Raw genomic sequence first — 11,897 nt, 5'->3', positions numbered from 1 at the left:
GCAGGTCACCGTCCCCCCACCACGTCCAGATCCAGGGCGCCCCACGGGATCTCCAGCGGCCCGAAGGCCAGCACCCCGTCCTTTGGCACGAGCGGTACGGCGGCCCCCGCACGGCGCAGCCGCTCCACCGTCGCCGACACCACCCCCGGCACCGCCATCGCCTCGGCGACCAGCCGCCCGGTGCAGAGGTCGCTGCCGAAGGTCAGCCGGTCCGGATGGAGCAGCCCCCTGGTGATCCGAGCGCCCACCGCCCGCTCCACCGCCGCCCGTCGCGCGTCCGGAGCCAGGCACAGCAGCAGCCGCACCTCCACCGCGACCGTGCGCGGCGCGTCCACCCGCAGGTCGTGCCCGATACGCCGGACGCCTTGGAGCCGGTCGTGCACGGCGTCCAGCAGTACGGCAGCGGGTTCCGTGCGGCCGAGGGCGGCGACCGCGACGTCCGCCTCGTACCAACTGCCGTTCCAGGCGAGGTCGGTGGCGGCCCGCTGCACACCGGACACCTCCCCGGCCAAGGCGCTGTAGTCGTCCGCGGTGACCGCGCGCACCAGCCGGTGCCGGTACTGCGTGGGGCCCAACCGCCGTGCGTCGGCGACGGATTCGGGCGCGGTGCCGCCCACGGCGGGCAGCGGATTGCGTACGGCGATGATGCGGGCGTCGGTCGGCGCGGTGACCACCAGGTGCAGCACTGTCTCCGGCCCGGCGTTGCCCGCGGGCCCGTTGCCCACGCGCACCGCCGCCACGAACTCCTGCCCGCCCGTCACCGCCCGCCCCAACGTCCCGTCACCGAACCGCAGTCGGGCGGTTCCGTCCTCCTCGGCCTCGACCACGACATGCGGATCGTCGCCGCCGCTGTCGAGCAGATCGGCGCGCACCGCCCAGCGCTCGCCGACCGACGTCGGTGTCAGCTGCGGCAGCGCATCCCGCGGGTCCTGGGTGAGCGCGGCCGAAGCGGGCCCGGCGGCTCGGGGGTCGGTCGGGTCGAGCCCTGCGGCGAGGACCGGTCCCCAGCCCGCCGTCACCTCGGCGGCCGCGTCGGCGTCGAGCGGCGTGCCGAGGCGGGCGCGCGCGGCGAGCCGGGCCAGCCGCGCGGTGCGGCGTGCCAGCAGGGCGGCGGAGCGGGAGCGCAGCAGCGTCAGCGCCGCGCTCTGCCCGGCAGGGTTGGGCAAGTCCGCCTCCGCAACCTGCCGTTCGCCCCACAGCGTGCGGGCCAGCGAGAGATCGTCCGCGGTGAGTGCCTCGCCCGCCGTGACGCGCCGCCGCATGTCCGCGACGGCTGCGGCCGCCCGTGCCGGGATCGCCTCCAGCGTCCGCGCCTGCGCGGCGGCGGTACGCGCCGGGGCGGGGTGGGGCGAGCGCCGGGTGAGCGGCTCGGAGGTCAGGTGGGGCAGCCACCGTACGGGCGCGTCGGCGGGAGCGGTGAGCCGTACCGGCGCTGTGCCGCTGCTGCCGTGGTCGACCAGCACGACGTTCCCGCGGGCCACGCTCACGTCCTCGATCAGACACCCGTCACCGCCGACGGCGGCCAGGCACAGCGGGAAGGCGAGCGCGTCCTCGTCCGACCACGCCACCCGCAGCAGCCGCTGCTCGCGCACCGGGTCCGTGGTTTCCTCCACGGCCGTGAGCCGCACCGCCTGCCGGTGACGCGGGTCGGCGTCGCCGGGCGCGCCGGTGACCGGTCCGCGCACCTCCTCCAGGATCAGCACGTCGCCGCAGGCCAGGTCCCCGGGGTCGATCAGGGTCGCGGACGTCGCCCCGGCGGGCAGACAGCACTCCTCGCCGTCCCAGGTCCACAGCCGGATCCGGTTGTGCGCCGGGCGCAGGGTCAGATCGCCCGGGACCATGGGCTCGTACCGCTCGAAGTCGGCTGCGGAGCCCCGGAGTTCGGCCGCCGGGACGAGCGGGCCGCGCCCGCGCAGGGCGGTGGCGAACCAGTACGTCCCGGCGCGCAGCACCGCGCGCTCCTCGACCTCCAGATGCACCCAGGTGCGGGCGTTGCAGCCGTCGTGCAGACGGTGGTCGACCAGCCGCAGATGGCGTCGGACCGAGGTGCGCAGCCGTGCCGTGTGCAGATACGCCTCGGTGGCCACCGCGTCCTGCCGGTAGGACAGCCGGTCACCGACGTAGGCCAGGAGCTCGACCAGAGTGACCCCGAGGTCCGGGACCTCCCGGTCGGCCCACTCCGGCGAGATGAGGGCGAGCCGGTCGAGGATCAGGCGGCGGAAGCTCGCGTAGTCCTTGGCCAGGTGGTCGAGGGCGGGCGCAGGGCCCGCCGGGACCGGACCGTCGGTGACGGGCGCGCAGTCGGACTCCGTCGCGCAGGCGAAGGTGAACTCGGCGCCGCTGTGCCGGGGATCGAAGCCGGGCAGGGGCGCGTCCGGCCGGTCCGGGTCGACCAGCCGGAGCGTGTACGGGGAGCCGTCGCCGAGCCGGTCCAGCGTGACGAGCAGCGTGGCCTGCCGCGTCGGCGGCGGAGCCCCTTCCAGCCGTACGGCCACCGCACGGACCGCAGGCCCCGGCCCGTCGATCCGTACGCACTCGACGCCGGGCAGCGGATCCGGTGCCGCCCCGAGCAGCAGCACACGCAAGGTGCGCCCGGCGCGGTCCACGTCCACGGCGACGACCGCGTCGAGCCCGGCCTCCCGGGTGCGGTCGGCCCGCTCGCCGGGCAGACACATGTCGGTCATGGCCCGGCCCCCTGTTCCAGTACCGCCGTGCCCGGCTCCCCGGTGGAGAGCAGCACATACCGGACGGTGACCCGCAGCTCCGCCTCCTCGCTCGCCACCTCGACCCGCTCCACCTGGATCAGGTCGGCCAGCCAGCGCTGGAGCGCGCCCTGGAGGGAGTACTCCACCGCGCCGGCCAGCTCCTGGCCGCCCGGTGCGAAGACGAGTTGCAGGACGCCGGAGCCGAAGTCGGGCCGGTTGACGCGCTCGCCCGGCACGGTGAACAGCACCTGCTCGATCAGGTCGCGCACATGGTCCTCGTCGGTGGTGCCGGCCGAGCGGCCCCGCGCGTCGATGCGGAAGGGGAAGTCCAGATGGCGGCTCACTTGGCCACCACCCGCTGCTGGACCGTCGACACGACGGGCGGCCCCTGCGGCACCTGGGCGGCGGACTGGCAGACGCCCGAGCCGGGGCCCGTGGGCTGAACCACGAGCGGCCGGCGGTGCACGAAGACCCGCGAGGAGGCGGCCACGGTGAAATCGACCTTCACACACGGGGTCTGGGACGAGGACAGCGCGCAGGGGGTGACGGCGTTCGGATCGGCCGTCGTCAGCACCGGAGCGCCCCCGGCCAGCACCTGTCGCTGCCCGGGATTCAGCGTGACCTGCCCCTGGTGCGCGCAGGTGAGCGCGGCGGCCGTGGTGAGGGCGAACCCCGGCATGGCAGGCCTCCTCACGCCGTCGTCACGACGAGCGCGCCGTTGTTGATGTCCACATGGCCGACCAGGTTGATCTTCGCCGCCTTGATGGTCACGCCCCCGCTGTCCACGGTGATCGACGCGCCCGGCACCTGGAGCAGCACCCCGCCACCGTTCATGGGGGCGACGGGTGTGTCGCTGACGACGACCTTGCGCCTGCCCGCGCTCTCCGCCACGAAGGCGGGCGAGCCGGGGGCCAGCGTGCCGGCCGTGGCCGGGGTCTCCGAGCGACCCCAGAAGAAGCCGGTCCAGATGGGGTGATCGGGGTTGCCGCCCTCGAACTCCACCCACACGCCCGCCCGTTGGGGTGGCACGACGAACACCCCCGACTGGAACCCGGCGAGCGGTACGCACGGCATCGCCCAACTGCTCAGAGACTGCCCGAACACATCCGGCACACTCACCAGCAGCCGGCCCATGCCCAGCGGATCGGCGTTCTTCTCCACCGAACCCCGGTACTTGCCGTAGAAGCGCCGCGCGCCCGGCGGCTCGGCGTCCGCGCGCTGGGCCGGGGTGAGAAAGCCCGGGGACTCCCCGCGGCCGATGTCGTTCATGCCGGTCATGGCAGGTTCCCTCCGCGTCACAGCGGTCCGAAGGCATTGCGGGTCAGGGTGAACTGCTGGGTGTACGCACCGCGTCTGATCGAGTGCGTGACGCTCTTGACGTAGTACGTCCCGTCGTACGCCTCGCCCGCTCCGTGCACCGGCACGGGCCGCCGGGCCCGCAGCGGGCGGCCGTAGCGCAGGACGTCGAGGCTGCCCTGGCCCGAGATCACCTCGTAGCTGTCGGCGGCCCGGGCCAGGGCCACGCCCGCGGCCTGCTGCGGGGTGTACTTCGCGAGGCCGCGGATCGGTTCGGTCCTCAGCGGCAGTGGCTTGCGCCGGCCCATGGGCGGGGACAGCGGGGTGACGTCCGGAACGGGCACCGGCACCGGGAACCTGGTCCGCGGGTCCTGGACCAGCACGACGTACTGGGTGGCGGAGAAGCCGTCGAAGGAGAAGGACAGGCTGTCGACGTTGCTCGCCGCGTCGGAGTTCACCAGCAGCGGCTCCTGCGGCAGGCCGAGGCGGTTCGGCGGCTCCCAGTGGGCGAGGTTGACGCCCGGCTCGGGACCGGGCTCCACGAAGAACTGGTAGCCGGCCTGCGCGGCGAGCTGCCGGACGTAGGCGAGATCGGTGCCCTGGTGGCTGGGCACCTCCACCAGCGGGTCCGGCACCACCATGAACACGCTCGGCACGATCACCGGGACCAGCCCGTACGCCGTGTACTTGGCGCAGATCACGGCGACTCGCGCCTCCGGCGGCATGGCCGGGTACTGGACGCCGCTGAAGTCGACCACGTCCATCATCCGGGAGACGTCCTCGCCGGTCAGAGTCAGCTTCGCCTGGCCCGGGTCGCCGGAGGGGGCGAGTTCGTGGCGGGTGACGACGCCGTCCATCAGCACGGTCGACCGGCCGCGCACGGTGAGCACGAGCTGGATCCGAGCGGGCGGGTCCAGTGCCCCCCGCGGCAGCAACTCGGCGAAGAGCGGGGAGCGTTTGGCGGCGGCGAACTGCAGCTGGAAGCCGCCGGAGCGGCCCACGCCCTCGGTGACCTGGACCGACAGCAGCGCGTCGGCCACCTCACGCGGCACCGGTTCCGCACGCACCGGCCCGAGCCGCAGCGCCAGCAGGAGTTCAGAAGCCATGCGTGCTCCCGGCGGCCGCGGCGGACAGCGCGATCAGCAGCCGGCGGCCGGGCCGGGCCGTCAACTCCTCCGGGTCCAGTGCGGGGTTGGCGTCCGCGAGCCGCCAGAACAGCTCCGGGTCCCCGAACGCGGCGGCGGCGATCCGGTCCAGCCGGTCGCCCTCCACCACCGTGTGGAACCCGGCCGGTGTCAGGGCGCACGGGTCGGGCAGCAGCCTGCGGCGGACGTACGGCACCGGGTCCGCGCCGTCCGGCGGCTCGTACCGGGCGACCTCGATGCCGTGATAGCGGCTCGTGGGAGTGAACATCAGGCGCCTCCACCGAGGAACGTCGGGACCGAGCGGTGCAGTGCCGCGAGCTGTTCGCGGCGCCGCTGGTGGGCGAGGAACAGGGCACCGCCGCGGTGGGCGAAGCCCAGGTCGTCGACGGTGAGGATGCGCAGGCCGAGGGAGACCTTGGCGCGGATCGGGTTCAGCCGGGAGTCGAACGCCTCCTCGGTGACCGTGAACTCCGTGATCCGCACCGGCACCACGCGGTCCCGGCTCCAGACGAAGACCGTCAGCGGCGACTCCACGGGCGCGATCTCGAACGCCCCCGAGCGGGCCGCCGTGTCCTGGTCCAGCAGCGCCCGCGCCGTCGGGTTCACCAGCAGCTCCAGCGCGGCCAGCACCGGCAGCAGCCCGTGCCGCGCCACCGCGTCCGCGGCGGACGGGTCCTCGAGCTGGTCGGTGGCGTTCAGTTCGACGTCCACCTTCACCGTCTCCTGCGCGGGCCCCTTCAGCCGCAGCGCCTCACCGCGCTCCCCGGCCTCCGCGCCGACGCCCTGTGGTTGGAGGGTGCGGGTGACGGTGTCGGGGTTGTACTGCAGGGCGATCACCCGTCGCACGGTGCCCGTGGCGGGATCCAGCAGCGCGATCGCTCCGCGGGGTACGGCCGGGGTGCCAGGAAGGAAGGAGGAGGTCATCGAGGCCCACCGCCTCCAGGACCGACCCGACGCTCACGCGACCGGCCGGGGCCGTCCGCCACCACTTGCGATGCCGCGGACGCGATCGTGTGAAGGCCGCTGTCCGCAGTACGGCCCGCTCCGGCACGGCCCGCCTGTCCGTCCGCCTGCGGTGCTGCGTGAGCGACGGCGTCAAGCCCACTGCCCGGGGTGCGGTCCGATGCGACGCCGGGCGCCGTCCCCTGTCCGTCCGCCTGCGATGCCGTGCGAGCGACCGCGTCAAGCCCACTGCTCGCGGTACGGCCCGCTCCGGCACCGCCCCCCACCACCTGCCCGACCGCCTGCGACGCTGCCCGGGCGACCGCGTCCAGCCCGTTGCCCTGGGCCGTCACCCGCATCCGATCGACCACGCCGGGCTCACCGCCCCGCACCGCGCCGAGGGCCGGCAGTACCTCCCGCAGCGCGGCGACGAGCGACTCGGCCGCCTCCGGCGCCGAGCGGCCCTCCGCCGCCCCCGCGTCCATCACCACCCGCTCGATGCGCACGGAGATCCGCCTCACCCCCATGGCGCCTCCCCGGCGAGCACGGGCAGCGGCAGGTCCAGCTTGCGGAACTCGGCGCGGGCGGACGCGAGGAGCATCGCGGTGTCGACCGGACGCCCGGCCGCCGCCGAGGAGAAGGCGGCACCCAGCGCGATGGCCTGGATGGCCGCGCCGGTCGCCGGAAGCTCCGCGAACGGGCCGAGGTCGAGGTCGTCGGCGAGGGGCACCGCGTCCGGGAAGACCGCCGCCCACAGCCGGCGCCGCTCGTCCTCACCCGGCACCGGGAACTCCACCACGAACCGCAGCCGCCGCAGGAACGCCGGATCCAGCGCGGCCCGCAGGTTGGTGGCCAGCACGGCGACGCCCCGGTAGGCCTCCATACGCTGGAGCAGATAGCTCACCTCGATGTTGGCGTAGCGGTCGTGGCTGTCCTGCACCTCGCTGCGCCTGCCGAACAGCGCGTCGGCCTCGTCGAACAGCAGCAGCGAGCCGCCGCACTCGGCGGCATCGAAGACCCGGCGCAGGTTCTTCTCGGTCTCGCCGATGTACTTGCTCACCACGGCGGACAGATCCACGCGGTAGAGGTCCAGGCCGAGTTCGTGGGCGAGCACCTCGGAGGCGAACGTCTTGCCGGTGCCGCTCGGACCGGAGAACAGCGCGGTCACGCCCTGCCCGCGGTGCGTCCGCTCGGCGAACCCCCAGTCCCCGAACACAGCCGCGCCGTCCCGCACGTGGCCGGCCATCCGCCGCAGTACGTCCATCTGGTCCTGCGGCAGCACCAGATCCGCCCAGCGCGCCCGGGGCACGATGCGCTGCGCCAGCGACTCCAGTCGGGGCCGCGCGGTGTCCCGGCAGGCGGCCCACAGCCGGTCCCCGGCCCCCTCCTGCGCCGGCAGTCCCGCCTGCTCCGGCCGGTGGGCGGTGGCGACGCGGTGCAGCGCGGGCAGGCCCAGCCGGAACTGGCCCGCCAGCGCGGCCGGCACCCCGTCCGGCTCCAGACCGGTGGCTGTGGCCCACAGCGCCCGCTGCTCGTCCGGGGGCGGCACGGTCACGTCGACGACGGCCGAGGACCGCCCGTCCAGCGGCCACACCTCACGGGCGGCCAGCACGACGGGTCCGCCGGTGCGCGACAGCAGGCGCCGTACGGCGTCGGCGAGCCCCGGCTCGTCCGGATCGGCGTCGGTGGCGTCCAGCAGCAGCGCCACCGGCAGCAGCAGGCTCTCGCGATGCCACAGCAGCGCCAGCGTGTCCGGATCCGGCCCGCCCCGCACCAGCAGCCCCGCCCGCAGCCGGTACACCTCGCGCTCCAGCCGGGCCAGCGCCCGCGCGGCGACCAGCGCGGCGCTGTCCGCGTCGCTCCCGGTCAGGTGGACGACGGGGAACCGGCCGTCGGGGGTGTCGGCGAGCACGGCCGCCGCCAGCGCGTCCTCGGCGCGCCGGACGGAGGCGGGCGAGTCCAGGCCGGCCGCGGGGTCGGTCACCGGCTCCAGGACCGTGGTGAGCCGCTCGTCGAGGTGGTTGAGGCCCCGTATCAGGTGGGCGATCCGGTCGTCCGCCCGCAGCGAGGCTGTGAGCAGTGGCTGCTCGGGGGCCGGTACGGCCTCGGCCAGCCGCCAGCGCCGCAGCGGCCGCAGCGGGGACAGGACGTCCCAGCGGGCGTCGTCGAACAGCCGCAGCGCCAGCGCGAACGTCGGCGCCGAGGCCCGCGGATCGCCGTGCGCGGAGGCGATCGCGGCGCCCACACCCGGGTCGACGGCCGGGGCGGTCACCAGCAGGAGCACGTCCCGCTCGAAGTCGGTCAGCCCGAACCGCCGTGCGAGCTGTACCAGCGCGGGCGGCGCGCACCCTCCGGGGCTGGCCGCCTCCCGCCGGTCGGCGGCCAGCCGCTCCGGCTGCGCCGAGTCCGCTGCCGCCGGCAGCAGTTCGGGCTGGCGACTGCGCCGTGTCCGGCGCCGTACAACGTCCTCCGCCCGGTCCTCCGGGGCGCTGCGCGCCACCGCCTCCAGCCGGGCTTTCAACCAGGCGAACGACGCTTTCAGATAACGGTTGTTGGCCTCCTCCCAGCGGAGGTCGGCCGGAGCGCCGATGCTCACGGAATCGTCACCTCCACCGTCGGCCCGGTCCGGAACGTGCCCTGCGCCCGGTCGACGATCTCGCTGTCCACGCCGTCCACCCGCAGCCGCACCCGAGCCTTTCCGGAGGGCAGGACCGCGGTCACCGCGACCGACCGGCCGGCCGCCGTCAGCAGCCCCACGGGCAACTGCACCGCCCCGACCAGCACCGCGGCCTGCTGCCCGGGCAGCACCGGCTGCGCGGCCGTCACCGTCACCTCGGTCCTCGCCGGCGTGCCGCCCGCCGCCCCCGCCGCGAGCGCGGTGACCACCGGCGCGACGCCCAGGGCGAGCGCGTTGGTACGAGGCGAATCGCCCGCCGCAGGACCCAGATCCACCGCCCACGGCCCTGCGGGCAGCCCCGCGCCGGGCAGCGTCAGCGCCACCTCGGCGGCCCCGGCGCCGGGAGCCGGCAGAGGCACGCTCACGCTCTGCCGCACACGCAGATGCTGCAACCGCGCGGTCAGCGCGACCGCCGGCACGGACTCCACCAGCAGCGTGACCCGTTCGCCCGGCGCGGCGGCGACCTGCCTGGGAGCGGGGTAGCGGATCCCGAGCAGCGCGGGCGAGCCCGTGTCGGGTCGCACACCGGGCCCCCGGTCGTCGCCGCCCCGGCGCAGCACGGGCGGCGGCGAGCCGCCGGGCAGGGCGCTGTCGATGAGGACCGCCGTCACCTCGTAGGCGGACGACATCCGGAACGGCGTGCCGAACGCCGTCCACATCTTGGTGATGTCGTCCTGGCTCAGCGTCTCCTGACTGATCTTCACCCGCTCCGGCTGGAGGTGCAGATCGCTGCCCGGCAGCGCCGCCGCCGTCGCGGCCCGGATCTCGTCCCCCGACAGCATCGGAGCGTCGTGCAGGGCGAGCATCGCCGCGCCGAGCAGTTCGTGCGCCTTGGCCTCGTCGTCGCTGTACACGGCGAGCAGGTAGTGCAGCACCAGCGGAAGCACGGGTTTCGGCGACTCCCCGGGCTGCCAGCCGGCCGGATCGGCGTTGCGGAAGGCCGGGTTGAGGTCCGCCCGGTACAGAAAGAGGTTCACATGGTCACCGGTCGCCGCGTCGGGCGCCTTGTTCGGCGGGGCGACGGTGACCCGGGGGCCGCCGAGCCGCGCGAACAGCCGGGCGCGCAGGGTGAGGGTCACGGCCGCGACGGCGAGGGAGTTGCTCATCCCAGCTCCCCCTCCGCACGCCGGCGCAGATAGTTCTCCAGCGCCCTCGCATGGTCCGCCTGCACGGCCACCGGTGTGGTCCGGGGAGGCGTGGGCGCGGGCGGTGTACGGACGTCCAGCCGTCCGATGGAGACCTCGACCACGACCTCCGGCTCCGCCGCCGGGACCGCGGGCGGCGGCTCCGGTGCGCGCAGCAAGGGAGCACGGTGGAGGACGAGGGCGGGCTGCGGGACGTCGAGCCGGGCGGCGACCGTGATGTCTTCGGGCGGGTCCTGTACGACGCTCAGGCGGGGATCTGTCGCCGGGCGCCCCGGGTCGGTGTCGGTGTCGCTGTCGGCGGCGGCGATCCCGGGCGAAGGCGGATCCTGTCGTACGACGGGCGAAGCCGGTTCGGCGTCCAGGGCGCTGATGACGGGCCGTTCGGGGCGTGGCGCCGCGGCCGCTACGACGTCGGAACCGGCGTGAGTCGGCCGCTCGGCCTTCGGGATGGCGACCGGGCTGACGACTTGCGGTGCCGGCGCTGCGACCGGATCGACGGCTCGGGATGCCGGCGCTGCGCCGAACTCCTCGTCGGCGACCGGGATTTCGCCGCCCGGGACCGGTTCCGCGACCTCGCCGGGAGCGTGCCGGTCGTCCGGTCCGGCGTCGAGGACCGGCGGGCGAGGCCCTGCCGCCGGGGCTCGGCGTTCGTAGCGCGATGCCGGGCGCGGCCGCAGCCCGGCGACCGGGGACCGGCTGCGGCCGACGAGGCGCGCCAAGGGGCCGCTCACGTGCCCGCCATTCCCAGGTAGCACTGCCGCCGCCACGGGCTCAGCGCCAGCGTCTGCGCCTCCGTCCAGCCGTACGCCCGCGCCAGTTCGTGGACCTCCAGCAGGGTCCGCCGGCCCCAGGCGTCCAGCTCCGCCCACAGATAGGCGACGATGTCGAAGGGCTCCTCCCAGGACGTCCCGCAGCCCGGGCAGCCGACGCCCACCTGCGGGTCGACCAGCGGATCGGCCGCCACCCAGGTCTCGGCGACCAGGGCCGCCGACGGGACCGGTTCCCCGGCGGGAGCGCACCGCCGTACCAGCGCCTCCTCCGGAGCCGGGACACCGGCGTCGAGTACGGCGGCCAGGTCCGCGCTCGTGGGCATACGGACGCACACCTCCCGGTGCCCGTCCCGGACGGTCACCATGTCGCGGGTCTCCCCGGCCGCCACAGTCAACTCCCGCTGGTCGAAGACGACTTCGACCTCGGTCTCACAGCGGGGACAGCGTGAGACCGCGTCGATCACCGTGCCGAACAGAGCCGCGCGGAAGTCGAGCAGGGCCCGGTCCCGGCGGGCCACGGGCACCTCCGCGACGGCGGCCGGCGTGGTGCGCCGGGCGGTGGCCAGCAGGGTCAGGCCGCGCCGCAGCGGATCGCGGTCCCAGCCCGCCTCCCAAGCGTCGAGCAACTCGGCGGCGCTCACCGCGCTCATGTGGCCACCAGCCCCTCCCCGTCACACGTCACAGATCAGAAGTTCGGCTCACCGGGTTCGGTGACGCTCAGGTCCCGCACCCAGCCCTCGTTCTCCAGCTTCAGATGCTGGATGGCGACCGCGTTGGCATTGGCGTCGAGGTCCGGCAGCGCCTGGAACTCCGACACCCAGCAGCGGAACACCTGGTAGGCCAGCACCTTCTGACCCGCCTCGTTGTAGACCTCGATGACCAGGTCCTTGCGGAACCCGGCCAGGGCGACCTCGCGGCTGCGCTGGTCGGGCGCGGCCTGGGCGTTGGCGTAGTTCCACACTTTGTTCGCCCACAGCTCGAACTCCGGGTCGTGGGTGACCCCGCGCTCGAGGGTGATCGGCTCGTACTTGGTGCGGCCGGGCGACTTGCGCGCGCTGGAGTGGTCGCCGCCGTCGCGGTGTTCCACGACCTCGGTGGTGCGCTTGAGGGCGCTGACCTTGCTGACTCCGGCGACATAGCGGTTGTCCCACTTCACCCGGAACTTGAAGTTCTTGTACGGGTCCAGGCGGGCGGCATTGACCGTGAACTGCGCCATC

Annotated in this window: 13 protein-coding genes; all 13 read right to left on the bottom strand. The window is 74.8% G+C overall.

The annotated features are described in order from the left end of the window. Positions 1–5: 5 nt before the first annotated feature. The 13 genes from ACIBU0_RS00130 to ACIBU0_RS00070 are packed head-to-tail and all read right to left on the bottom strand — an operon-like array spanning position 6 to position 11,896. Positions 6–2,684 carry a putative baseplate assembly protein gene (locus ACIBU0_RS00130; protein ID WP_398809222.1) on the bottom strand — a complete coding sequence of 893 codons (2,679 nt, stop codon included), beginning with the start codon at positions 2,682–2,684 and terminating at the stop codon, positions 6–8. Next, on the bottom strand, positions 2,681–3,049 hold the full coding sequence (locus ACIBU0_RS00125; protein WP_398809218.1) for a GPW/gp25 family protein: 369 nt from the start codon (positions 3,047–3,049) through the stop codon (positions 2,681–2,683). The genes ACIBU0_RS00130 and ACIBU0_RS00125 overlap by 4 nt, the downstream gene beginning before the upstream one ends. Beyond that, complete coding sequence (locus tag ACIBU0_RS00120) at positions 3,046–3,384, bottom strand: hypothetical protein (protein ID WP_398809215.1); 339 nt, start codon at positions 3,382–3,384, stop codon at positions 3,046–3,048. The genes ACIBU0_RS00125 and ACIBU0_RS00120 overlap by 4 nt, the downstream gene beginning before the upstream one ends. A gap of 11 nt (positions 3,385–3,395) precedes the next feature. Next, the gene (locus tag ACIBU0_RS00115; RefSeq protein ID WP_398809212.1) at positions 3,396–3,983 is read right to left on the bottom strand and encodes a phage baseplate assembly protein V; all 588 of its coding nucleotides are present in this window, start codon (positions 3,981–3,983) and stop codon (positions 3,396–3,398) included. Between the two features lie 17 nt (positions 3,984–4,000). Next, positions 4,001–5,107, bottom strand: coding sequence for a hypothetical protein (locus tag ACIBU0_RS00110; RefSeq protein ID WP_398809209.1), 1,107 nt, complete (start codon positions 5,105–5,107; stop codon positions 4,001–4,003). Then, positions 5,097–5,414 carry a LysM domain-containing protein gene (locus ACIBU0_RS00105; RefSeq protein WP_398809206.1) on the bottom strand — a complete coding sequence of 106 codons (318 nt, stop codon included), beginning with the start codon at positions 5,412–5,414 and terminating at the stop codon, positions 5,097–5,099. The genes ACIBU0_RS00110 and ACIBU0_RS00105 overlap by 11 nt, the downstream gene beginning before the upstream one ends. After that, on the bottom strand, positions 5,414–6,070 hold the full coding sequence (locus ACIBU0_RS00100) for a hypothetical protein (protein ID WP_398809203.1): 657 nt from the start codon (positions 6,068–6,070) through the stop codon (positions 5,414–5,416). The genes ACIBU0_RS00105 and ACIBU0_RS00100 overlap by 1 nt, the downstream gene beginning before the upstream one ends. Further along, entirely contained in the window at positions 6,067–6,615 is a 549-nt protein-coding gene (locus ACIBU0_RS00095) for a hypothetical protein (RefSeq protein WP_398809200.1), read from the bottom strand. The genes ACIBU0_RS00100 and ACIBU0_RS00095 overlap by 4 nt, the downstream gene beginning before the upstream one ends. After that, positions 6,606–8,684 (bottom strand): ATP-binding protein, encoded by a 2,079-nt coding sequence (locus tag ACIBU0_RS00090; RefSeq protein ID WP_398809197.1) that lies wholly within the window; start codon positions 8,682–8,684, stop codon positions 6,606–6,608. Before ACIBU0_RS00090 ends, ACIBU0_RS00095 begins: the two co-directional genes overlap by 10 nt. Continuing rightward, positions 8,681–9,871: a DUF4255 domain-containing protein gene (locus ACIBU0_RS00085; RefSeq protein WP_398809195.1), complete on the bottom strand. Its 1,191-nt coding sequence runs from the start codon at positions 9,869–9,871 to the stop codon at positions 8,681–8,683. Before ACIBU0_RS00085 ends, ACIBU0_RS00090 begins: the two co-directional genes overlap by 4 nt. Then, entirely contained in the window at positions 9,868–10,641 is a 774-nt protein-coding gene (locus ACIBU0_RS00080) for a hypothetical protein (RefSeq protein WP_398809192.1), read from the bottom strand. Before ACIBU0_RS00080 ends, ACIBU0_RS00085 begins: the two co-directional genes overlap by 4 nt. Further along, complete coding sequence (locus ACIBU0_RS00075) at positions 10,638–11,330, bottom strand: hypothetical protein (protein ID WP_398809189.1); 693 nt, start codon at positions 11,328–11,330, stop codon at positions 10,638–10,640. The genes ACIBU0_RS00080 and ACIBU0_RS00075 overlap by 4 nt, the downstream gene beginning before the upstream one ends. A 35-nt stretch (positions 11,331–11,365) precedes the next feature. Next, positions 11,366–11,896 carry a phage tail protein gene (locus tag ACIBU0_RS00070; RefSeq protein WP_398809186.1) on the bottom strand — a complete coding sequence of 177 codons (531 nt, stop codon included), beginning with the start codon at positions 11,894–11,896 and terminating at the stop codon, positions 11,366–11,368. Position 11,897: the final 1 nt, after the last annotated feature.

The sequence above is a fragment of the Streptomyces sp. NPDC049627 genome, assembly GCF_044465645.1.
GTDB lineage: Bacteria > Actinomycetota > Actinomycetes > Streptomycetales > Streptomycetaceae > Streptomyces.
Note: the sequence above shows the minus strand (reverse complement) of the source record. Positions and strands in the feature narration are given on the sequence as shown.

Bases quoted from the DNA above. Each gene is read 5' to 3' on its own strand.
- ACIBU0_RS00095 (WP_398809200.1), bottom strand. From the start codon at position 6,615: ATGGGGGTGAGGCGGATCTCCGTGCGCATCGAGCGGGTGGTGATGGAC.
- ACIBU0_RS00130 (WP_398809222.1), bottom strand. From the start codon at position 2,684: ATGACCGACATGTGTCTGCCCGGCGAGCGGGCCGACCGCACCCGGGAG.
- ACIBU0_RS00110 (WP_398809209.1), bottom strand. From the start codon at position 5,107: ATGGCTTCTGAACTCCTGCTGGCGCTGCGGCTCGGGCCGGTGCGTGCG.
- ACIBU0_RS00085 (WP_398809195.1), bottom strand. From the start codon at position 9,871: ATGAGCAACTCCCTCGCCGTCGCGGCCGTGACCCTCACCCTGCGCGCC.
- ACIBU0_RS00115 (WP_398809212.1), bottom strand. From the start codon at position 3,983: ATGACCGGCATGAACGACATCGGCCGCGGGGAGTCCCCGGGCTTTCTC.
- ACIBU0_RS00120 (WP_398809215.1), bottom strand. From the start codon at position 3,384: ATGCCGGGGTTCGCCCTCACCACGGCCGCCGCGCTCACCTGCGCGCAC.
- ACIBU0_RS00075 (WP_398809189.1), bottom strand. From the start codon at position 11,330: ATGAGCGCGGTGAGCGCCGCCGAGTTGCTCGACGCTTGGGAGGCGGGC.
- ACIBU0_RS00100 (WP_398809203.1), bottom strand. From the start codon at position 6,070: ATGACCTCCTCCTTCCTTCCTGGCACCCCGGCCGTACCCCGCGGAGCG.
- ACIBU0_RS00070 (WP_398809186.1), bottom strand. From the start codon at position 11,896: ATGGCGCAGTTCACGGTCAATGCCGCCCGCCTGGACCCGTACAAGAAC.
- ACIBU0_RS00105 (WP_398809206.1), bottom strand. From the start codon at position 5,414: ATGTTCACTCCCACGAGCCGCTATCACGGCATCGAGGTCGCCCGGTAC.